This window comes from Aquamicrobium aerolatum DSM 21857 (assembly GCF_900113935.1).
In the GTDB taxonomy this organism is placed as follows: Bacteria; Pseudomonadota; Alphaproteobacteria; order Rhizobiales; family Rhizobiaceae; genus Aerobium; species Aerobium aerolatum.
On sequence record NZ_FORF01000001.1, the window covers coordinates 198173 to 218222 of the forward strand.

The window sequence follows — 20050 nt, forward strand, 5'->3', positions numbered from 1 at the left end:
TTTGCAATGCTATTAGCATGAATTGCATGCGCAGGGAGCATTGCATCCGCGGGTCGGGAGCCATAGATGGACTACCACCAGAGCTAGCGATGCGGATGTTTCCCAGAACATGACCCAGAAAATAGATTCCCGGAATCTCGTCGATATTGTCGCTTCGCTGGTTGAGGCCGCGCGACGCGCAGGTGCGGACGCCTCCGATGCGGTTGCCGTGCGCTCCCGATCGACCAGCGTGTCGGTCCGCCTGGGAAAGGTCGAGGGAACGCAATCATCTGAGAGCGACGACATTTCGTTGCGGGTTTTTGTAGGCAAACGCGTCGCATCGGTGTCTGCAAACGCTTCTTCCGATCGGTTTGTCCTTGCCGAGCGAGCTGTGGCGATGGCGAAGGCGTCGCCAGAAGATGAATGGCAGGGCCTCGCCGATGAAGCGCTGCTTGCACGTTCGCCCAAGGATCTCGATCTCTTCGATTCAACCGAAGTGTCGGCAGATAGATTGCGAGAGGATGCTTTGGCCTTGGAGGAGGCAGCGCTTGCTGTGCCTGGGGTCAACAATTCGGGCGGTGCAGGGGCTTCCGCAGGCATGGGTGGCCTAGTCCTTGCAACGTCGCATGGCTTTCTGGGGGACTACGCGGCCTCGCGGTTCTCGCGCTCGGTAAGCGTTCTTGCAGGCGAGGGCACTGGCAAAGAACGCGACTACGACTACTCGTCCAGACTCCACTTCGCTGATCTCGACGCAGTTGGTTCCATTGGCCGCAGTGCGGGAGAGCGTGCGGTCAAGCGTCTTGGCGCCCGCAAGGCGAAAACGGGTCCGGTCGCTGTGGTTTTTGATCCGCGCGTTGCTCGAGGCATCGCAGGTCATCTTGCCAGCGCGATCAACGGGGCATCGGTCGCGCGAAAGACCAGCTTCCTGCGCGACAGCATGAACAAGCAGGTCGCATCGTCTGCAATCACGATCACAGACAACCCTCTGAAGTTGCGTGGTCAGTCTTCCAGACCTTTTGACGGGGAAGGCATTGAAGGTCAGCCTTTGGTAATGATTGAAGAGGGTGTCCTGAAGCACTGGTTCCTGTCGACGTCAGCCGCAAGAGAACTCGCTCTCGTGACCAACGGAAGAGGAGTACGCGCGGCGTCTTCCGTTACTCCTTCATCGACAAACCTTGCCATTGAGCCCGGCGAGCAATCTCCGCAGGAACTCATTGCCTCGCTGAAGACCGGCTTTTATGTGACGGAAGTGTTCGGGCAGGGGGTGAACATGATCACCGGCGAATACTCACGCGGTGCGAGCGGTTTCTGGATCGAGAACGGCGAACTGACATGGCCTGTGGCGGAAGTGACGATTGCCGCGAACATGAAGGACATGTTCCTGAATCTTGTGCCGGCCAATGATCTTGACCGGAATTTCGGCACCGCTGCACCGACATTGTTGGTGGACGGCATGATGTTGGCGGGGGAATAGAGGATGGACCCGCAGGAACTGCAAGCTGATCTCACCCTTATCCGGAATGCCGCACGCCAGGGCGGTGAGATTGCGATGAGCTATTTCCAGAAAAATCCGGAAACCTGGATGAAGGCTGGTGAATCGCCTGTCTCTGCAGCCGATATTGCAGTCGATACCTATCTGCGGGAGACACTTGGCAGCGCGCGACCCGATTATGGCTGGCTGTCGGAGGAAACCGTCGATAACTCCGCTCGCCTGGCGGCACGGCGTACCTTTGTGGTCGATCCCATCGATGGGACGCGGGCCTTTATCGCGGGCAAGCCGACATGGTGCATTTCTATCGCCGTGGTCGAGGAAGGGCGGTCTGTTGTTGGCGTTCTCGATTGTCCTGTACTGGGGGAGCGGTATGAAGCAACGCTGTCTGGGCAGGCCTTGTGCAATGGTGCGCCCATTCATGTCAGCAATGGTTCAAACGCCGATGGCCCCATTATCGGAGGCCCGAAGCCGATGCTCGATCAGTTGCCGGCTCATTTGCTGGGCGGCGAGAGCGTGCCCTATGTGCCATCGCTGGCATATCGCATTGCCATGGTCGCCAAAGGCGACATTGATGCAACCTTTGTGAAGCCGAATTCACATGATTGGGATCTGGCCGCTGCCGATCTGATCCTCAGGCGTGCGGGGGGAGGCTTGCTGAATGCGCACGGCGCAGCCCCGTTCTATGCAGGTGCTAATCCACGCCATGGGTCCTTGGTGGCTGGGCATGGCACATTGCTGGATGAAATGGCCAAACTAATTGCAGTGTGACAATCGTGACCTGATCACGTCATGGTTTCAAATCGTAACGATTTGATCTAGAGGGTGGTGGTTATGGCATGGCGCGGATGATCGCAGTGCCTTCCCTTTTTCAGACATTTGGGAACCGTTATGGCCGAAGATAAAGAATCCAAGCAGCTCTTGCATCTGGTGTTCGGTGGAGAACTGACGTCACTGGACGATCTGCGTTTCAAGAAACTCGATGAACTCGACATCGTCGGGATCTTTCCTGACTACAAAACTGCCGAAATTGCGTGGAAAGCTAAGGCGCAGGAGACGGTGGACAATGCTTTGATGCGTTATTTTATCGTGCATCTGCACCGTCTTCTCGATCCGCAGACCAATTAAGAAGAATACCAACGTATGGACGAACACTCCGTTTCAGCCTCTCTTGATGGCAGAGGGGACGGGCCAGTCAAGAAGTCGCGCCCCCTTAAACGATTTTGGAAACGGATACGCCAGCCGCTTGCGCGCTCGACGGTCGTCAAGCACGCGCTTGTGGTGCTGATTGCGGGCGTTGTGAAGTTTGTCTATCGGACCAACCCGGCGGTCGATGGTTCAGACGATATCGAGGCTGTGATTTCGACGCACACGCCTGCCATCGCCGCCCTGTGGCATGGTCAGCATCTTCTCGGCCCGGTTATCAACCCGCGCAATAATCGTATCGTTGCGATGTTCTCACGCAGTGCGGATGCGGAACTCAATGCCGCTGTAGCAAGTCGTCTCGGTTTCGACATTGTCCGGGGCTCTGGTGGGCGCACGGATTCAAGCAATGTCGGGAAAGGCGGTGCACGTGCCCTCATTGCGTTGAAGCGGGAGCTTGATGGTGGCAGCAACGTCGCAATGATTGCCGATATTCCTCATGGAACGCCGCGTGAGGCGGGGCTTGGAATCGTGACGCTCGCACGCATCTCGGGCCGCCCGATCGTGCCGATTGCGATTGCGACCAGCCGTCGCAAGGTGCTGGAGCGCAGCTGGGACAAGACGGCGATCAACCTTCCATTTGGTCGGCGGGCTCTGGCCATTGGCGAGGTCGTCTACGTTCCTGCGGACGCAGATGCCGACACGCTTGAACTCAAGCGCCAGGAGGTGACAGCTTCCCTCAATGCTGCGACCTCCCGCGCTTATGAAATGGTCGATGGTCTGCAATGAGTGAACGCTGGGCGCGCGCAATTCTGACTGCATACCGCTGGGCCGGCGCATCGGTCTATCCGTTTATCGGCTCGTATGTTGCGTGGCGCGCCAGCCGCGGCAAGGAAGAGCATGTACGCCGGCGCGAGCGCTATGGCCGTGCAGGGCACCCCCGTCCCGAAGGGCCATTGATCTGGGTTCACGCCGCGAGCGTTGGCGAGACACTGGCTGTCACGCCGCTGATCGAGCGGCTGGCCGGCTTTGGCATCAATGTTGTGCTGACCACGGGCACGGTCACTTCCGCCCAGGTAGCCAGCGAACGGCTCGGCCAGATCATCATTCATCAGTATGTGCCGCTGGATCTGAAGCCGGCGATCAGTCGCTTCCTGGATCATTGGAAGCCGGATCTCGCGATCATGGCCGAGTCGGAGATATGGCCCATGACGATCCTTGAACTTGGCGCGCGCCGGGTTCCGCAGGTTCTCGTCAATGGTCGCCTTTCGGATCGTTCCTTTGCCAGCTGGACCAAGCGCAGCTATCTGGCGGAGGCCTTGTTCGAAAATCTGGCGCATGTGGTGGCCCAATCCGAGGTGGATGCGGAGCGCTTTGCAAAGCTCGGCGCTCGCCCTGTCACGGTATCTGGCAATCTCAAGGTCGACACCGATCCGGCATCGGTTGACGACGCGGAGTTGGAGCTGATCGAGGGGCAGATCGGCAGGCGTAAGGTATGGGCGGCCATTTCGACTCATGAAGGTGAGGAGCTGGCCGCGGTTGAGGTGCATCAATCCCTGAAAGCGCGCCATCCTGACATTCTGACCGTCATCGTGCCTCGCCATCCGGAGCGCGGTGCGGCAATTGCTGCAGAGGCAGAAGCCCTCGGCCTGACTGTCGCACGCCGCAGTCTCGGAGATGCGATCACCCCGCAGACTGACATCTATCTTGGTGATACGATTGGCGAGATGGGGCTCTATTTGCGCCTGACGGAGATTGCTTTTGTCGGGCGTTCGTTGACTGGCCAGGGCGGCCAGAATCCGCTTGAGCCGGCGATGCTGGATACAGCGGTTCTGTCTGGTCGCAACGTGCAGAACTTCCGCGACGCCTATCAGAAATTGTCCGCGCATGGTGGGGCGCGCTTCGTGCGCAACAAGGAAGTTCTGGCAGGGGCCGTGAATTATCTGCTCAACAACTATTCCGAGCGCCGCAAGATGATCGAGGGCGGCCGCAAGGCGGTCGAGGAAATGCGCGGTGCGTTGTCGCGGACATTGCAGGCGCTTGATCCTTACATTCATCCGCTGATCGTGCAGGCGCGCCTCGGATCTTCCGGCAACGGCAACGGCAGCTAGTATGGTCAGCGAAGCGCCTCCATTCTGGTGGTCGAGAGCTGACTGGCGCGCCTGGTCTCTGTGGCCGATCTCCAGCCTGTATGCTGCGGTCGCCGGCAAGCGTATGGTGTCTGCACGTCGTGAAAAATTCGACGTGCCTGTGCTTTGCGTCGGCAACCTGACTGTGGGGGGATCGGGCAAGACACCGATTGCGATAGCGCTTGCCCGGCAGGCGCGGGCGATGGGACTGACGCCTGGCATTCTTTCGCGCGGCCACGGCGGTACGGTTAGCGGCGAGGCGCATCTGGTTGATATCGTCAACGACGTGGCACGTCATGTCGGCGATGAGCCCTTGCTTCTGGCGCGCGCGGCCACCGTTGCTGTGACGGCTGACCGTGCGGCAGGTGCCCGCGCGTTGATCGCCCAGGACTGCAATTTTCTGATCATGGACGATGGCTTTCAGAGCGCACGTATTCATATGGATTACGCACTCATCGTTGTTGATGCGCGCCGAGGTATCGGCAATGGGCACGTCATTCCAGGCGGGCCGCTGCGCGCCAGAATGGTCGACCAGATGCGCCATGTGGATGCGGTGCTGAAAGTCGGCAGCGGCTCAGCGGCAGACATTGTCGTGCGTCAGGCGGCAAAGGCCGGCAGGGCGTTTTTTGAAGCATCCGTCCGTCCCACGGCACCGGATGGAATTTCCGGCCAGCGGTGCCTGGCTTTTGCGGGCATTGGAGAGCCGGAAAAATTCTTCGACACCGTGCGTGCCGTCGGAGGTGATGTGGTGGTGGCGCGCAGTTTCGGCGATCACCACTTCTATTCCGGGTTCGACGCGCAGGAATTGATCGATACGGCTGAAGCTCAAGGTCTCCAGCTCGTCACCACTGCAAAAGACGCGGTGCGGCTGGATCATGCAGAGGGCGCGCTGTCCACGCTGCGTCAGCGCGTCAAGGTGATCGAAATCGAGGCCGAATTTCAGGTGGCTGGCGCGCCGCGCGCAATCATCGAACACACCATGCACGCATGGCGTCGTCGACGGATCGAGGACCGGAAGTAAGCGCTCTATCGCTTGCGAAGGTCGGGGTTTTCGTCGATTTCACGCGCAAGCGAAGTCGCAGCGTCGACATAGGCCTCCTGCCGCGCAACGCTCCAATATTTCAGGTCTTCAAGGTGGATGGCCTCGCCGGTAACGGCGCAGCGAACGAACGAGCCGGGTGAAACGACCTGGAAATCACCGTCCAGATAGCGGAGTTTCGCTTCCTTGCTGCCTGGACCCTCAAAACGGTTCATTTCGTTTGCCTTCCTTGTTCTTCCAGGCTCTTAGCGCCATAAAAGCCGCGCCGCGTCAAGCATGGCGCTCCTTAGCGACGACCGAACAGCCGTTCGATGTCGGACAGTTTCAGCTCTACATAGGTCGGGCGGCCGTGGTTGCAGGTGCCAGAACCGGGCGTCGCCTCCATTTGCCGCAGCAATGCGTTCATTTCCTCCGGTCGCAAGCGTCGTCCTGAGCGCACCGAGCCATGGCAGGCCATTGTCGCCGCGATGGCGTCGAGGCGTTCTTTGAGCGTCTCGACCGTGTCAGTGTCGGCGATCTCGTCCGCAAGGTCGCGTACCAGCTTCTGGACATCCACCTCGCCGAGCATCGCCGGGGTTTCGCGCACAGCCACTGCGCCGGGTCCAAAGCGCTCAAGCCCGAGCCCGAAGCGGCGCAAAAGCTCCGCGTGGAGTGACAGCCGGTCGGCATCGTCCTCGGAAAGGTCAATGATCTCGGGCAACAACAGCATCTGCGATGGCACGTCGCGGCTGGCGAGCGCCTGTTTCAGCGCTTCATAGACCAGCCGCTCGTGAGCAGCATGCTGGTCCACGATCACGATGGAATCGTCAGTCTGGGCAACGATATAATTCTCGTGAACCTGTGCGCGAGCCGCGCCCAGCGGCATAGCTGTCAGCTCTGGAGACGTTTCGTTCAGGCCAGCGCGCGCATCCGCACTTGGCGCGACCAAACGTTCCATCATTGCCTGAGTGGATTCACCGAAGCCCATTTCCAGCGGACGATGCAGCGACTGCGTCAGGTCGAATGGCGCCGCGCGATGTCGGTCGTGTCCATATTGGGATGGTGGAGCATATTCAGGAGCGCGGAACGCATCCATCATTGCAGCTGCGCCTGTGGTTGCGGGCCGGATGCCTGCCTGCGCCAAAGCCTGTCGGATGGCGCCGACGATCAGTCCGCGCACCAGTCCGGGATCGCGGAAGCGCACATCGGCTTTGGCCGGGTGCACATTGACGTCGACCAGAGCCGGGTCGATGTCGATGAAAAGTGCCGTCACGGCGTGGCGGTCGCGCGGCAGCACGTCGGCATATGCGCCGCGAATTGCGCCAGCGAGCATCTTGTCGCGTACGGGCCGGCCATTGACGTAAAGGTACTGGTGCAGCGAGTTTGCCCGGGTAAACGACGGAATCGAAACATAGCCGGTGAGCCGCACGTCCTCGCGCCCGGCGTCGATGTGCAGGCTATTGTCGGCAAACTCCTTGCCGATAACCTGCGTTATCCGATCGCGAATTCCTTCAGGGGTCTTGTCGGTTGCGGCAAGGTCGAGCGTCGTTCGGTCCGTACCCGAAATGGTAAATCGGACATGTGGGAAAGCGATCGCGATCCGCCGCACGATTTCTGTAATCGCGCCCGTTTCCGCGCGTTCGCCTTTCATGAATTTCAGCCGCGCTGGCGTCGCGAAAAACAGGTCGCGCACTTCCACCAGCGTGCCGCGATTGGCGGCGACGGGTTTCACCGGCACGACGCGCCCGCCGTCGATGGCGATCTCGTGGCCATTGTCCGCATCGGCTGTCCGCGAGCGGATCGTCAGCCGCGCGACGGACCCGATCGACGGCAAGGCTTCGCCCCGGAACCCCAGTGAGCGGATGTCATGGATGTCATCCGACAGCTTTGACGTGCAGTGGCGCGAAACGGCCAGCGCAAGATCATCGGCGTCCATGCCAAAGCCGTCATCGGTCACGCGCAGGAAGGACAACCCGCCGCCCGAGGTCGCGACCTCGATGCGGCTGGCGCCTGCATCCAGTGCGTTCTCGACCAGTTCTTTCACCACGCTGGCAGGGCGTTCGATGACTTCGCCAGCGGCAATCTGGTTGATGACGGTTTCGGTGAGCTGGTGGATTCGCATGACAGCTAGTCTAGCTGAATTTGCCGGCGTGGTGCAGTGCCTCGCAGCTTATCCACGCTTGCGAAGGACAACCCCTTCAAGGATAGCAAGCCCATCCAGTAGCCGCTTGCGATCAGCCGTGCTCAGGCTGGCGAGCAGTGATTCCTCATAGCCGTGAGCCAGTGGAACGAGATCACGGTAGGCCTCCAATCCCGCGCGTGTCAGGGTCAAATTGTCGATCCGGCGATCCAGCGGATTTTCCGCACGGGACAACCAACGGCGTCGCTCCAGCTCGGTGACTGCTCGCGACACTTTTGTCTTGTGCATCGACGAATGCTGCCCGACGGCCGTTGCCGTCATTGTGCCGTACTGGCCAAGGGTGGCCAGTAGTCGCCACTCGGGACGGGTCAAGCCGAAGCGATCCTTGTAGATCCGCGAGAAGTCGCGGCTGAACGCATCTGCCAGCCGGTTCAGCCTGTACGGCAGGAAGTTTTCCAGTTCGAGCGCATCGCTGGCGGGCATTGGCTTGCCTTGATAGTTGCATTTTCAATGGTTACGAATGCAACAAATATGGCGTGGCGTCAAAGTCAAATGACGGGACGTCGCGAATGCCAGATTGGGAGGTTGTCATGAATGAGATGAGCCCACTGAAAAGCACGTCGCCACGTGCGGTTGCCGCGAACAATTTTGCGTACATGCCGGGCTTCGGCAACGACTTCGAGACCGAAAGCCTGCCCGGCGCACTGCCGCATGGCATGAACTCGCCGCAACGTCCGGCCTATGGTCTTTATGCTGAGCAGTTATCGGGCTCGCCCTTCACTGCGCCACGCGGCACCAATGAGCGCTCCTGGCTCTATCGCATCCGACCGAGCGTCAAGCATCACCAGCGATTTCAGTCGTTCAAGCTGCCGGCATGGAAATCGGCTCCCAATGCCGCTGATCAGGAACTGTCGCTGGCGCAGATGCGGTGGAATCCCCTGCCGATGCCCATCGGGGAAACCAATTTCATTGAGGGCATCCGCACGATGACGACGGCGGGCGATGTCTTCGGGCAGGCGGGCATGGCCGCCCATGCCTATGTTGCCAATGCCGACATGGTCGACGACCATTTCTTCAACGCTGATGGTGAACTGCTGGTCGTGCCGCAGGTCGGCGGCTTGCGCTTTATGACCGAGATGGGCGTGATGGAAGTTCAGCCCGGCGAAATCTGCGTTCTGCCGCGCGGCCTCGTGTTCAAGGTTGAATTGATGGACGGCTCGTCGCGTGGTTATGTCTGCGAGAATTATGGCGCCAAGTTCACCATGCCGGATCGCGGGCCCATCGGCGCGAACTGCCTCGCCAATCCGCGCGATTTCAAGACACCGGTCGCGTGGTTTGAAGAAAAGGAGACGCCGTGCCGGATCATCGTGAAATGGTGCGGCTCCTTCCATGTGACCGAAATCGGCCATTCTCCGCTGGATGTCGTCGCCTGGCACGGCAATTATGCGCCTTACAAATACGACCTTTCGACCTTCTCGCCGGTCGGCGCGATCCTGTTCGACCACCCGGATCCGTCGATCTTCACAGTGCTCACTGCGCCATCGGGCGAAGAAGGCACCGCCAACATCGATTTTGTCATTTTCCCACCGCGCTGGCTGGTGGCCGAAAACACTTTCCGCCCTCCCTGGTACCATCGCAACATCATGAGCGAGTTCATGGGGCTGATCCATGGCCAGTACGACGCGAAGGAGGAAGGTTTCGTTCCCGGCGGCATGAGCCTGCACAACATGATGCTGGCGCATGGTCCCGACGCCACCGGATTCGAAAAGGCGTCACGCGCGGACCTGAAGCCGGTAAAGCTCGAAAACACCATGGCGTTCATGTTCGAGACGCGCTTTCCGCAATTGCTGACGCGCTACGCTGCCAGCCTCGACACATTGCAGGACAATTACATCGACTGCTGGACCGACCTGAAAAAACGTTTCAACGGCACCCCGGAAGGTGATTGGAGTTAGCCGGATCTCCTGCAATACTGCCGTTGCGTCAATCGCGGTTCGCGGCGAAGGCGCAGCTGTTACCGGAAAAGAACAAGTCAATCTGTGACGGAGAATTCATGAAACTGGCAACTCTCAAGGACGGCACGCGTGACGGTAAGCTGGTCGTCGTGTCGCGGGATCTGACGCGCTACACCGATGCATCGTTCCTCGTTGCCAATCTGCAAGGCGCGCTCGACGACTGGGCGCGCATCGTGCCGCATCTGGAAGCGTTGGCGGAGGGGCTGGAGCACGGCTCCCTGCCGTCGGAACGGTTTCACGAAAGCGCCGCGCATTCGCCATTGCCGCGCGCCTATCAGTGGGCTGACGGCTCGGCCTACGTCAATCACGTTGAGCTCGTGCGCCGTGCCCGCAATGCTGAGATGCCCGCCACGTTCTGGACGGATCCCTTGATGTACCAGGGTGGCTCCGACAGCTTCCTTGCCCCTCGCGATCCCATCGTCATGGAAGACGAAGCATGGGGTATCGACATGGAAGGCGAGGTTGCAGTTATCGTCGACGATGTGCGCGCCGGTGCCAGCGTTGAGGAGGCAAGCGATGCCATCCGCCTTGTGATGCTCGTCAACGACGTTTCGCTACGCGGGTTGATTCCGGCTGAACTTGCCAAGGGCTTCGGGTTCTTCCAATCGAAGCCGTCATCGGCGTTCTCCCCTGTTGCCGTCACGCCGGAGGAGCTTGGCGACGCATGGGATGGCGGCAAGCTGCATTTGCCACTTCTCGTCGAATATAATGGCAAGCCGTTCGGCTGCGCCAATGCAGGCGTCGACATGACGTTCGATTTCCCGACTCTCATCGCGCACGCCGCCAAGACCCGTCCATTGGTCGCCGGCACGATTATCGGCTCCGGTACAGTGTCGAACAAGCTGGATGGCGGCCCCGGCAAGCCTATTGCAGAGGGGGGCGTTGGCTACTCCTGCATCGCCGAGATCCGCACGATCGAAACCATCCAGCAGGGCGGCCCGAAAACGCCCTTCATGCGGTTTGGCGACACCGTCCGCATCGAGATGAAGGACAAGACGGGTCATTCCATCTTCGGTGCCATCGAACAGGTGGTTCAGAACTCCGCTACCTCCTCAGAGCAACGAGGGTAGCGCTGGCATGGCAAAGCAATTCGCATCGCAGGGCGACCTGACGGAAAAGAAGATTTCCTTCACCGAGATTGGTCGCGACCTCTGGGCCTTCACGGCAGAAGGAGATCCCAACACCGGGGTCATCATCGGCGACGACAGCGTCATGATCATCGACGCGCAAGCAACGCCTCGGCTGGCGCACAAGGTGGTGGAGCATATCCGCAACGTCACTGACAAGCCGATCAAATACGTTGTGCTTAGCCACTACCATGCAGTGCGGGTGCTTGGCGCATCAGCCTATGGCGCGTCCGAGATCATCATGTCGGATACGGCGCGTGCCATGGTCGTGGAGAGGGGGCAGGAAGACTGGGACTCCGAGTTCGGACGGTTCCCGCGGCTGTTTCAGGGACATGAATCGATCCCGGGCCTGACCTGGCCGACGATGACCTTTGAGAGCAGCATGACGCTGTATCTGGGCAAGCGCCGCGTTGATCTCTCGTTCCTCGGACGCGCCCATACCGCTGGTGACATCGTTGCCTATGTGCCGGATGCAAATGTGATGTTCACCGGTGACATCGTTGAATATCACTCCGCCTGTTATTGCGGTGACGGGCATTTCGGCGACTGGCCGAAGACCGTGGAGGCAATTCGGGCTTACGATCTCGACGCGATCGCGCCGGGGCGAGGGGATGCTCTTGTCGGCTCAAAACTCGTGAACGAAGCACTCGACAATACGGCAGATTTCGTCACGTCGACCTATCGGCCGATTGCGCGGATCGCGCAGGGGGGCGGCTCGCTGAAAGAAGCTTGGGATGCCTGCCGCGCGGCCTGCGATCCGAAATTCGCGTCCTATGCGATCTACGAGCACTGCCTGCCGTTCAACGTGGCCCGAGCCTACGACGAGGCGCTTGGCATCGATACACCCCGTATCTGGACTGCGGAGCGTGACCGGCAGATGTGGGAGGCGTTGCAGGGCTAGGCGCAAGCGTTCCTTTGGTCGGCAGCAAGCGTCTGGGAGGAGCCTTTGCCGCGTTACGATTACCAACCGTTCGAGTATTCCACGCCGCCCGAATTGCGTGGGGCATCGGCGCATCGCTACCCTGTTGTGATAGTCGGCGCGGGGCCGGTGGGGCTGAGCGCCGCCATAGACCTGGCCCTGCACGGCATTTCCTGCATCGTTCTAGATGACAATGACGTTGTTTCGCGCGGGAGCCGCGCCATTTGCTGGTCCAAGCGGACGCTTGAGATTTTCGACCGCCTGGGTGTCGGCGAGCGAATGGTGGAGAAGGGGATCACGTGGAAGATCGGCCGTCTTTTCCATCGGGAGCGGGAGGTCTGGAGCTTTGACCTGCTCCCTGAAGAAGGCCACAAGATGCCGGCCTTCATCAACTTGCAGCAATATTACGTTGAGCAATATCTCGTTGAGCGCTGCCGTGATTTTCCAGACCTGATTGATCTGCGCTGGAAAAACCGCGTCACCGATGTAGCTCACGATCCAAATGGGGCCATTGTCACCGTTCAGAGCCCTGACGGCAGCTACAGGCTTGAAACAGATTGGCTTCTGGCCTGCGATGGGGCGCGTTCGTGCGTGCGCAGCTGTCTGGGGCTCGATTTCGACGGTCGCGTGTTTGAAGAGCGATTCCTGATCGCCGACGTCGAGATGAGTGCCGAGTTTCCTGCTGAACGATGGTTCTGGTTCGAGCCGCCGTTTCACAAGGGGCAGTCAGCGCTCCTCCACAAGCAGCCGGACAACATCTATCGCATTGATTTGCAGCTTGGATGGGACGCCGATCCGGAAGAAGAGAAGAAACCGGAAAACGTCATCCCACGGATCGAACGTGTGATCGGTCATGGCGATTTCGAACTCGACTGGGTGTCGGTCTACACCTTCCAATGTCGCCGACTTGACCGGTTCGTGCACGGTCGCGTCGTTTTCGCCGGCGATAGTGCGCACATTGTGTCGCCATTCGGCGCGCGCGGCGGAAATGGCGGCATTCAGGACGTCGACAATCTCGTCTGGAAGCTGGCGATGGTCCTGAGTGGCGAGGCGCCGGAATGCCTGATCGAGACCTACAATGTCGAACGCGTTCATGGTGCTGACGAGAATATCCTCAATTCCTCGCGTGCAACTTCGTTCATGACGCCAAAGACGGATATGGAGCGGCTTTTCCGGGACAGCGTGCTGGATCTGGCGGCTGATCACGAATTTGCACGCAAGCTGGTCAACTCCGGCAGGCTGTCGCGGCCATGTGGGCTCGGCTTCAGCCCGTTGCAATCATCGCCAAATGAAAGCGGGCATATGGTCGGTGCGGCAATGGTCGATGCGCCTTTGGGCGCCGATGGCTGGCTGCTCAATCATGTTGGCGGTCGGTTCACAGCCCTTGCGATTGATGCCGACTTGCCGGAATTGCCGGACGGCGTAGATGGGATCGTCGTGAGCTCGGACCCGCAGCGGTTCGATGACGTCTCATGCCTTCATGACGCAGAGAAATTCGTGAAGAGGCGATACGGGGAGGGAAGCATCTACCTTGTCCGGCCGGATCAGCACATCGCTGCCATCTGTCGAGACGCCACAGAGCTTTCAGCCGCATGGCTACGCGCGACGGGGAGAACTACATGAGCGATCACGCTAGCGGTGGCGACCGGCTAGGCCTAGCCGGCGATGATTTCTACGCCGCGCTGATGGCGGCGCATGACGGGCTGACCTATGACGAAAGCGCCCGTCTGAACGCCAGGCTTGTCCTTCTGATGGCAAACGCTATCGGTGATCTGGAGGAACTTCAGGCGCTGTTGGCTGCGGCGCGCAAAGGGTGAACAATCTAAACTTAACGTCATCCCCGGTGTCTCCAAGGATGACGTTGGTTTGCAATTCTGAACCTATTCCGCAGCTTCCTGCGGCTTGATGACACCGCGCCGGATCTGATCTTCCTCGATCGACTCGAACAGGGCACGGAAGTTGCCTTCGCCGAAACCTTCATCGCCCTTGCGCTGAATGAATTCGAAGAAGATCGGGCCGATGACCGTCTTGGAGAAGATCTGCAGCAGGATCTTCGTCATGCCGCCATTCACCACACCTTCGCCGTCAATCAGGATGCCATGCTGCTTCATGCGGTCGAGCGGCTCATCGTGACCGACCACCCGCTGATGTGACATCTCATAATAGGTGTCGGGTGGGCCAGGCATGAACTTCAGGCCATTATCCGCCAGCTTGTCGGTCGCGTCATAGATGCCGTCGGTTCCGACCGCGATGTGCTGGATGCCTTCGCCGTTGTATTTGCGCAGATATTCGGCGATCTGGCTGGTGTCGTCCTTGGACTCGTTGAGTGGGATGCGGATCTTCCCACAAGGCGACGTGATCGCGCGGCTGACGAGGCCAGTGATCCGTCCGTCAATGTCGAAGAAGTGGATTTGTGTAAAGCCGAACAAGTTTCGGTAAAAGTCCCACCACGTATCCATGTTGCCGCGGAATACATTGTGGGTGAGGTGATCGAGATAGTAGAAGCCGACGCCTTCCGGTTTCGGGTCGCGCTCTCCAATCCACTCGAACTCTGCCTCATAGGCCGAGCCCTTCGTTCCGTAAGTGTCGATGAAATAGAGCAGCGATCCGCCTATGCCGACGATGGCCGGAACGTCGAGCGTCTTGTCATTGCCTTCGTAAGGTGTAGCTCCCTGAGAGACGGCGTGAGCGTAGGCGTGTTGCGCATCCACCACGCGCCACGCCATCGAAGGCGCGCATGGGCCACGCTCATCGACAAATCGCATCGCGTGTGAGCCAGGTTCTGCATTGACGAGATAGTTGATGTCACCCTGTCGCCAGACGGTGATGTCCTTGGTCCTGTGTTTGGCCACCGCCACGTAGCCCATGCGCGTGAACAGCTCCGCGAGCTTTTCCGGTTCTGGATGTGCGAATTCGACAAACTCGAAACCGTCGGTACCCGCAGGATTGGCTTCGGTAATTTTTGCAGGCGGCGCGTCGTGTGGGAACGGACCCATGGTTTCCTCCTCTGGAAATCTGTCAGGAACAAATTTTAACACCGGAGAGCTGCAAAGGGCTTGCATTCAAGCCCGGCAAGATGAACCATGTTGCGGGGTTTGTGTATGGACTGGGGTCTTCATGATGGAAAGTGAGCATCTAGATCAATTTGATCGCAAGATATTGTCTCTTTTGCAGGAAGACGCGCGATTGACGAACGGTGACCTTTCCGAGCGGGTGAACCTGTCAGCTTCGCAGTGCTCACGGCGACGTCAGAGGCTGGAAGAGAGTGGATTGATCAAGGGCTATCGCGCAGTCCTCGACCGTGATCGGCTGGGTTTCTCGCTCGTGAACGTTATTTCCGTGACGCTGTCGACGCACAACCGCGACAATGCACGGCGTTTCTCGGATCTGCTCAGCCGGTTGCCTGAAGTGCAGGAAGCGCACGCTTTGACCGGTGAGATGGACTATATCCTCAAAGTCGTCACGCCGGATCTGAAGTCGCTGTCCAACTTCGTGAATGACGTTCTTCTGCCGCATGAGGCGGTTCAGCACGTCAAAACGGCGATCGTGCTTGAAACACTGAAAGAGACCACAGCTCTGCCACTTTGAGTGTTACGGAAAAGGAAGGTCAGGCATCTTTATTGTTACATAAAGTTCTGTAAGATCGACCGTCCGATCCGGGATAAAGCGGCAGGAGGAGCTGCTCCCGGAGGGTTCATCAGGGAGGAACATATGAACACCGGAACGATCAGGTCGATTGTCCTTGCAGCCTCGCTGGCGTCAGCCGGCTGGCTTGCCGCTACCACGTCAACATTAGCGCAGGAAGTGACGCTGCGCCTGCATCAGTTCCTGCCAGCACAGGCGAACGTTCCTGCACACGTGCTGGACCCTTGGGCTGACAAGGTTGAATCTGAATCCGGTGGGCGTATCAAGATCGAGCGTTACCCCGCGATGCAGCTTGGCGGCACGCCGCCGCAATTGATCGATCAGGCGCAGGACGGCACCGTTGATATCGTCTGGACTCTGCCGGGCTCCACGCCGGGTCGCTTTCCCTCAACAGAAGTGTTTGAACTTCCCTTCATGATGACCAGCGCGGAGGCCACGTCGCGTGCCTACTGGGACCTGTTTGAATCGCACATGAAGGATGGTGAGTTCAAGGATCTCCAGATTCTTGCGGCATGGGTTCATGGTCCCGGCGTGATCCATTCGCGCACGCCGGTTGAGAAGATGACCGATCTTCAGGGCATGAAAGTACGCGCCCCGACGCGGGTGATCACGGCACTTGTCTCGGAACTGGGCGGCACGCCGGTCGGCATGCCGATTCCGGCGGTGACCGAATCTCTGTCCAAGGGCGTGATCGACGGGGCGGTGACGCCATGGGAAGTTGTGCCGTCCCTGAAGGTGCAGGAACTGGTCAGCAATCACACCGAATTCGGCGGCGATCATGCGCTGTATACGACCACGTTTGTGCTGGCGATGAACAAGGCAAAATATGACAGCCTGCCGGATGACCTCAAGAAGGTGATCGATGCCAACTCTGGCCAGGACGTATCGGCACTGTTTGGCAAGACGCAGGAACATTACGATGCACCAGGCCGCGAACTTGCTGTAGCCCGCAAGAACAACATCATTACACTCAGTGCCGAGCAGGTCGATGAGTGGAAAGCCGCCGCGGAACCGGTGATCGCAAACTGGGTCAAGGAAGCTGACGGCAAGGGCATCAAGGGCCAGGCTCTGCTTGATGAAGCGCGGGCGTTGATCGACAAGTACACCGCGAAGTAAAGTCGTCGCAAAAGAGAATCGAGACGGCTGTTCCGTCTCGATTCCTCTGGTGGACGGAGGAATAATGGACGTCATCATTGCCGGCGGCGGGATCGCCGGACTGTCGCTTGCGCTATCGCTCGATCAGATCGGTGTGCGCGCGCGAATCTATGAGCAGGTCGCAACGATAAGGCCGCTGGGCGTGGGAATTAATGTCCAGCCACATGCGGTGCGTGAATTGTTCGAAATGGGCCTTGGTGACGAGCTCGACAAGATTGGCGTACGAACGAAGGAAGTTGCCTATTTTTCGAAAAAGGGCGGTCTGATCTGGAAGGAAGCCCGTGGTCTGGGCGCGGGCTATCGTTGGCCGCAGTTCTCGGTCCACCGCGGCCAATTGCAGATGATGCTGTATCACGCGGTCCGTGCGCGACTTGGTGGCGATTGCGTCGTCAACGGCGTCAGCGTCACAGGTTTTACGCAATGCGAGGATGGCGTTGATGTCCATCTGCGAGATACTGAAGGGCGGCAGAGCACCGCAACTGCGACACTGCTCGTCGCAGCTGATGGCATCCATTCTGCCATTCGCAGTCAGATGGTGCCGAACGAAGGAGCGCCCAAGTGGGGCGGGGCCGTCCTGTGGCGTGGAACCAGTATGGCAGCGCCGTCGCTCAGCGGAGCAACAATGGCGATGGCCGGCCATGAGTGGCAGAAGTTCGTTACCTATCCGATTTCCGCACCTGATCCGGTGACGGGAAAAGCGTTGATCAACTGGATTGCCGAACTGAAATATGAGCCCGGTGCTGGCTGGAACCGGGAAGACTGGAACAGGCAAGGCGATTTTGCCGACTTCCTGCCGGCATTTCAGGACTGGCGTTTTGACTGGCTCGATTGCCCGGCTCTGATGCTGGAAGGCGGCGAGTGCTACGAATATCCGATGGTCGACAGAGATCCCCTGGACAACTGGACACAAGGGAACGTCACCTTGATGGGCGACGCCGCGCATCCAATGTATCCGATCGGCTCCAATGGCGCGTCCCAGGCGATCATTGACGCCCGTGTCCTGACGCGAGCGATCGCCGAGCGAGGGCTGACAGCGGATGCGCTGCAACTTTACGAGGCGGAGCGGCGTCCTGCCACCACGCGCATCGTTCACGCGAACCGCGGCAACGGTCCTGATCAGGTCATGGAAATTGTCGAGGAACGTTGTGGTGGTGTTTTCGACGACATCTCGGAGGTCTTGTCAAAAGAAGAGCTGGTTGAAACGGCCGACGTTTACAAGAAAATCGCTGGTTTTGATGTCGATACACTCAATAATCGTGGTCCGATTGTTGAGCTTTCTCGGGTGATGCACGCTTGACGAAAAGTGGGCAGGGATTTGACAGAAGCATGGACTGGCCGAGACCTGGCACACCAATGAAGCGGGTGCGTTGTCACGAGCCACAGGGTGGAGAACAGGCAGGATGAAACGCTCAGCAGCCATTGAGTGGTTGGCGCGCGCACTCGCCATTCTGGGTGGCCTGGTGCTGATCCTTATAACGGTGCTCACTGTTGTCAGTATCACCGGCCGAGCATTTGTTCGGCAAGGACTGGGTCCGATCCCCGGAGATTTCGAACTGGTTGAAGTGATGACCGCGTTCGCTGTCTTCTCATTTCTGCCCTGGTGTCAGTTGCGCGGCGCGCATGCGACGGTGGACGTTTTCACCAGTTTCTTTCCGGCTGGCGTCAACCGTGTGATCGATCTCATCACCGAAATATTGATGACGTTTGCAATCACGCTGATCGGCTGGCGCCTCTGGTATGGGATGACCGACAAGATGCGGTACAACGAAACCACCTTCATTCTTCAGTTTCCGGTGTGGTGGGGCTTTGCTGCCGCGATGGTCGCTGTTGGGGTAGCGATTCTGGTGTCGTTCTACATGACCTTCATCCGGATTCAGGAAGTCGTTGCGGGCCAAAGGCAATTTGGACCGGCTGAAGGGGGACATTCGTGAGCGGTCTGGAACTTGGTATCTATTCATTCCCACTCGTTCTGCTTCTGATTTTTCTTCGTCTTCCCATCGGCCTGGCAATGTTGCTGGTCGGGCTGGGCGGGTCGTGGATCATCATGGGCAGTGCAGTCCCCATTCTCTCACGCCTCAAGGGCGAGACATACTCGACCTTCTCCAGTTACTCTCTTTCGATTATCCCGTTGTTTCTGCTGATGGGGCAGTTTGCGACCCTCGGCGGAATGTCTCAGGCTCTTTTCAGAGCGTCAAATGCATGGCTTGGCCACCGAAAAGGTGGTGTTGCTATGTCTGCGGTTGGAGCCTGTGCCGGTTTCGGCGCGATATGTGGATCGTCGCTGGCGACAGCCGCCACGATGGCGCAGGTGGCTTTGCCAGAATTGCGCCGATACGGTTATTCGAACGCATTGGCCACGGGAACGCTGGCGGCAGGCGGGACGCTTGGCGTCCTCATTCCGCCTTCGGTGGTTCTGGTGATCTATGCGATCCTTGCTGAACAGAATATTGCAAAACTGTTTTTGGCGGCATTCGTACCGGGAATCCTCGCAGCCATCGGCTACATGATCGTCATCGCGATCTATGTACGCGTCTCGCCTGGCTCGGCCGGGTCTGCGGAGCGTATGCCGTACCGAGAGCGATTCCGCGCACTGGCCGAAGTCTGGCCGGTGCTGATTGTTTTCATCACGGTGGTCGGTGGCATCTACGCAGGCATTTTCACCCCGACCGAGGCTGCAGCGATTGGCGCGGCCGGCACCGGATTGATTGCGTTCGTCAACGGCGGGCTGACACGAGAGACCCTTATCCAGTCCATTCTGATGACCGCATCCGCCACTGCGATGATCTTTTTCATCGTGTTCGGCGCGGCCATCTACAATGGTTTTCTCGCCCTGTCGCAACTTCCCGCTGAAGCCGCATTGTTCATAACCTCTCAGGGCTACAATCCGTGGATGGTCCTGGTCGGGATACTGATCTTCTACCTGATCCTTGGCTGCTTCATGGATTCGATGTCGATGATCCTTCTGACCGTTCCGATCTTTTTCCCGATTGTGAGCGTGCTGGACTATGGTTTGGGTGCTGAAGAATTCGCGATCTGGTTCGGAATTCTCGTTCTGATCGTCGTCGAAGTGGGGCTCATCACACCACCGGTAGGCATGAATCTGTTTGTCATCAATTCAATGGCTAAGGATATTCCAATTATCCAGACCTACCGTGGAGTGACGCCATTTGTTGCCAGCGACATCGTCAGGACGGTCATTTTGACAGCGTTCCCGGCCATTTCCCTTTTCATGGTGCGATGGCTTTATTGATCGGGGCGCGCTGAGACATGCGTAAAAACAAGGAGCTAAAG

General features: G+C 58.8%; 20 protein-coding genes. 16 read left to right on the plus strand and 4 right to left on the minus strand.

Annotated features, from left to right (window positions below; genetic code table 11):
* Positions 1 to 109 precede the first annotated feature (109 nt).
* From BMZ42_RS00940 to lpxK, 6 genes are all read left to right on the plus strand, one after another.
* Positions 110 to 1453 carry a TldD/PmbA family protein gene (locus BMZ42_RS00940; RefSeq protein WP_091517582.1) on the plus strand — a complete coding sequence of 448 codons (1344 nt, stop codon included), beginning with the start codon at positions 110 to 112 and terminating at the stop codon, positions 1451 to 1453.
* A gap of 3 nt (positions 1454 to 1456) precedes the next feature.
* Positions 1457 to 2239, plus strand: a complete 783-nt coding sequence (locus BMZ42_RS00945; RefSeq protein WP_091517584.1) for a 3'(2'),5'-bisphosphate nucleotidase CysQ — start codon at positions 1457 to 1459, stop codon at positions 2237 to 2239.
* A 120-nt stretch (positions 2240 to 2359) separates the two neighbouring features.
* The gene (locus BMZ42_RS00950) at positions 2360 to 2596 is read left to right on the plus strand and encodes a DUF4170 domain-containing protein (protein WP_091517585.1); all 237 of its coding nucleotides are present in this window, start codon (positions 2360 to 2362) and stop codon (positions 2594 to 2596) included.
* Between the two features lie 15 nt (positions 2597 to 2611).
* Complete coding sequence (locus BMZ42_RS00955; RefSeq protein WP_091517587.1) at positions 2612 to 3400, plus strand: lysophospholipid acyltransferase family protein; 789 nt, start codon at positions 2612 to 2614, stop codon at positions 3398 to 3400.
* Positions 3397 to 4722, plus strand: coding sequence for a lipid IV(A) 3-deoxy-D-manno-octulosonic acid transferase (gene waaA / locus BMZ42_RS00960; protein WP_091517588.1), 1326 nt, complete (start codon positions 3397 to 3399; stop codon positions 4720 to 4722). The genes BMZ42_RS00955 and waaA overlap by 4 nt, the downstream gene beginning before the upstream one ends.
* Position 4723: 1 nt before the next feature.
* Complete coding sequence (gene lpxK / locus BMZ42_RS00965; RefSeq protein WP_091517590.1) at positions 4724 to 5761, plus strand: tetraacyldisaccharide 4'-kinase; 1038 nt, start codon at positions 4724 to 4726, stop codon at positions 5759 to 5761.
* A 5-nt stretch (positions 5762 to 5766) separates the two neighbouring features.
* Here lpxK and BMZ42_RS00970 read toward each other — a convergent pair whose 3' ends face one another.
* The 3 genes from BMZ42_RS00970 to BMZ42_RS00980 all read right to left on the minus strand — a co-directional run bounded on the left by BMZ42_RS00970 (position 5767) and on the right by BMZ42_RS00980 (position 8381).
* A complete protein-coding gene (locus tag BMZ42_RS00970) occupies positions 5767 to 5994 on the minus strand; it encodes a DUF2093 domain-containing protein (RefSeq protein WP_091517591.1) in 228 nt (75 codons plus the stop codon).
* A 71-nt stretch (positions 5995 to 6065) separates the two neighbouring features.
* Positions 6066 to 7880: a DNA mismatch repair endonuclease MutL gene (gene mutL / locus BMZ42_RS00975; RefSeq protein ID WP_091517593.1), complete on the minus strand. Its 1815-nt coding sequence runs from the start codon at positions 7878 to 7880 to the stop codon at positions 6066 to 6068.
* Positions 7881 to 7928: 48 nt separating this feature from the next.
* Entirely contained in the window at positions 7929 to 8381 is a 453-nt protein-coding gene (locus BMZ42_RS00980) for a MarR family winged helix-turn-helix transcriptional regulator (protein WP_091517595.1), read from the minus strand.
* Positions 8382 to 8497: 116 nt separating this feature from the next.
* Between BMZ42_RS00980 and hmgA the strand changes: the two genes are divergently transcribed.
* The 5 genes from hmgA (at position 8498) to BMZ42_RS01005 (ending at position 13776) form a co-directional block, all read left to right on the plus strand.
* A complete protein-coding gene (gene hmgA / locus BMZ42_RS00985; protein ID WP_091517804.1) occupies positions 8498 to 9853 on the plus strand; it encodes a homogentisate 1,2-dioxygenase in 1356 nt (451 codons plus the stop codon).
* A gap of 98 nt (positions 9854 to 9951) precedes the next feature.
* Positions 9952 to 10983: a fumarylacetoacetate hydrolase family protein gene (locus tag BMZ42_RS00990; protein WP_091517596.1), complete on the plus strand. Its 1032-nt coding sequence runs from the start codon at positions 9952 to 9954 to the stop codon at positions 10981 to 10983.
* Between the two features lie 7 nt (positions 10984 to 10990).
* Positions 10991 to 11941, plus strand: a complete 951-nt coding sequence (locus tag BMZ42_RS00995) for an MBL fold metallo-hydrolase (RefSeq protein WP_091517598.1) — start codon at positions 10991 to 10993, stop codon at positions 11939 to 11941.
* 45 nt (positions 11942 to 11986) lie between these two features.
* A complete protein-coding gene (locus BMZ42_RS01000) occupies positions 11987 to 13582 on the plus strand; it encodes an FAD-dependent oxidoreductase (protein ID WP_091517599.1) in 1596 nt (531 codons plus the stop codon).
* Positions 13579 to 13776, plus strand: coding sequence for a DUF2783 domain-containing protein (locus BMZ42_RS01005; RefSeq protein ID WP_091517601.1), 198 nt, complete (start codon positions 13579 to 13581; stop codon positions 13774 to 13776). Before BMZ42_RS01000 ends, BMZ42_RS01005 begins: the two co-directional genes overlap by 4 nt.
* 63 nt (positions 13777 to 13839) lie before the next feature.
* Here the strand turns inward: BMZ42_RS01005 and hppD are convergent, their stop codons facing one another.
* Entirely contained in the window at positions 13840 to 14955 is a 1116-nt protein-coding gene (gene hppD, locus BMZ42_RS01010; RefSeq protein WP_091517602.1) for a 4-hydroxyphenylpyruvate dioxygenase, read from the minus strand.
* Between the two features lie 124 nt (positions 14956 to 15079).
* On the opposite strand from hppD, the gene BMZ42_RS01015 reads away from it, so the two are divergent.
* From BMZ42_RS01015 to BMZ42_RS01035, 5 genes are all read left to right on the plus strand, one after another.
* Positions 15080 to 15547, plus strand: a complete 468-nt coding sequence (locus tag BMZ42_RS01015) for an Lrp/AsnC family transcriptional regulator (protein WP_091517805.1) — start codon at positions 15080 to 15082, stop codon at positions 15545 to 15547.
* Between the two features lie 123 nt (positions 15548 to 15670).
* Positions 15671 to 16720 carry a TRAP transporter substrate-binding protein gene (locus tag BMZ42_RS01020; RefSeq protein WP_091517604.1) on the plus strand — a complete coding sequence of 350 codons (1050 nt, stop codon included), beginning with the start codon at positions 15671 to 15673 and terminating at the stop codon, positions 16718 to 16720.
* 64 nt (positions 16721 to 16784) lie between these two features.
* Positions 16785 to 18056 (plus strand): flavin-dependent oxidoreductase, encoded by a 1272-nt coding sequence (locus tag BMZ42_RS01025; protein ID WP_091517605.1) that lies wholly within the window; start codon positions 16785 to 16787, stop codon positions 18054 to 18056.
* 103 nt (positions 18057 to 18159) lie between these two features.
* On the plus strand, positions 18160 to 18690 hold the full coding sequence (locus BMZ42_RS01030; RefSeq protein WP_091517607.1) for a TRAP transporter small permease: 531 nt from the start codon (positions 18160 to 18162) through the stop codon (positions 18688 to 18690).
* The gene (locus tag BMZ42_RS01035) at positions 18687 to 20009 is read left to right on the plus strand and encodes a TRAP transporter large permease (RefSeq protein ID WP_091517609.1); all 1323 of its coding nucleotides are present in this window, start codon (positions 18687 to 18689) and stop codon (positions 20007 to 20009) included. Before BMZ42_RS01030 ends, BMZ42_RS01035 begins: the two co-directional genes overlap by 4 nt.
* The last annotated feature ends 41 nt before the right edge of the window (positions 20010 to 20050 follow it).

What these genes read in the sequence shown, in the direction of transcription:
- BMZ42_RS00940 (WP_091517582.1), top strand. Translation starts at nt 110, where the DNA reads ATGACCCAGAAAATAGATTCCCGGAATCTCGTCGATATTGTCGCTTCG.
- BMZ42_RS00945 (WP_091517584.1), top strand. Translation starts at nt 1,457, where the DNA reads ATGGACCCGCAGGAACTGCAAGCTGATCTCACCCTTATCCGGAATGCC.
- BMZ42_RS00950 (WP_091517585.1), top strand. Translation starts at nt 2,360, where the DNA reads ATGGCCGAAGATAAAGAATCCAAGCAGCTCTTGCATCTGGTGTTCGGT.
- BMZ42_RS00955 (WP_091517587.1), top strand. Translation starts at nt 2,612, where the DNA reads ATGGACGAACACTCCGTTTCAGCCTCTCTTGATGGCAGAGGGGACGGG.
- waaA (WP_091517588.1), top strand. Translation starts at nt 3,397, where the DNA reads ATGAGTGAACGCTGGGCGCGCGCAATTCTGACTGCATACCGCTGGGCC.
- lpxK (WP_091517590.1), top strand. Translation starts at nt 4,724, where the DNA reads ATGGTCAGCGAAGCGCCTCCATTCTGGTGGTCGAGAGCTGACTGGCGC.
- BMZ42_RS00970 (WP_091517591.1), bottom strand. Translation starts at nt 5,994, where the DNA reads ATGAACCGTTTTGAGGGTCCAGGCAGCAAGGAAGCGAAACTCCGCTAT.
- mutL (WP_091517593.1), bottom strand. Translation starts at nt 7,880, where the DNA reads ATGCGAATCCACCAGCTCACCGAAACCGTCATCAACCAGATTGCCGCT.
- BMZ42_RS00980 (WP_091517595.1), bottom strand. Translation starts at nt 8,381, where the DNA reads ATGCCCGCCAGCGATGCGCTCGAACTGGAAAACTTCCTGCCGTACAGG.
- hmgA (WP_091517804.1), top strand. Translation starts at nt 8,498, where the DNA reads ATGAGCCCACTGAAAAGCACGTCGCCACGTGCGGTTGCCGCGAACAAT.
- BMZ42_RS00990 (WP_091517596.1), top strand. Translation starts at nt 9,952, where the DNA reads ATGAAACTGGCAACTCTCAAGGACGGCACGCGTGACGGTAAGCTGGTC.
- BMZ42_RS00995 (WP_091517598.1), top strand. Translation starts at nt 10,991, where the DNA reads ATGGCAAAGCAATTCGCATCGCAGGGCGACCTGACGGAAAAGAAGATT.
- BMZ42_RS01005 (WP_091517601.1), top strand. Translation starts at nt 13,579, where the DNA reads ATGAGCGATCACGCTAGCGGTGGCGACCGGCTAGGCCTAGCCGGCGAT.
- hppD (WP_091517602.1), bottom strand. Translation starts at nt 14,955, where the DNA reads ATGGGTCCGTTCCCACACGACGCGCCGCCTGCAAAAATTACCGAAGCC.
- BMZ42_RS01015 (WP_091517805.1), top strand. Translation starts at nt 15,080, where the DNA reads ATGGAAAGTGAGCATCTAGATCAATTTGATCGCAAGATATTGTCTCTT.
- BMZ42_RS01020 (WP_091517604.1), top strand. Translation starts at nt 15,671, where the DNA reads ATGAACACCGGAACGATCAGGTCGATTGTCCTTGCAGCCTCGCTGGCG.
- BMZ42_RS01025 (WP_091517605.1), top strand. Translation starts at nt 16,785, where the DNA reads ATGGACGTCATCATTGCCGGCGGCGGGATCGCCGGACTGTCGCTTGCG.
- BMZ42_RS01030 (WP_091517607.1), top strand. Translation starts at nt 18,160, where the DNA reads ATGAAACGCTCAGCAGCCATTGAGTGGTTGGCGCGCGCACTCGCCATT.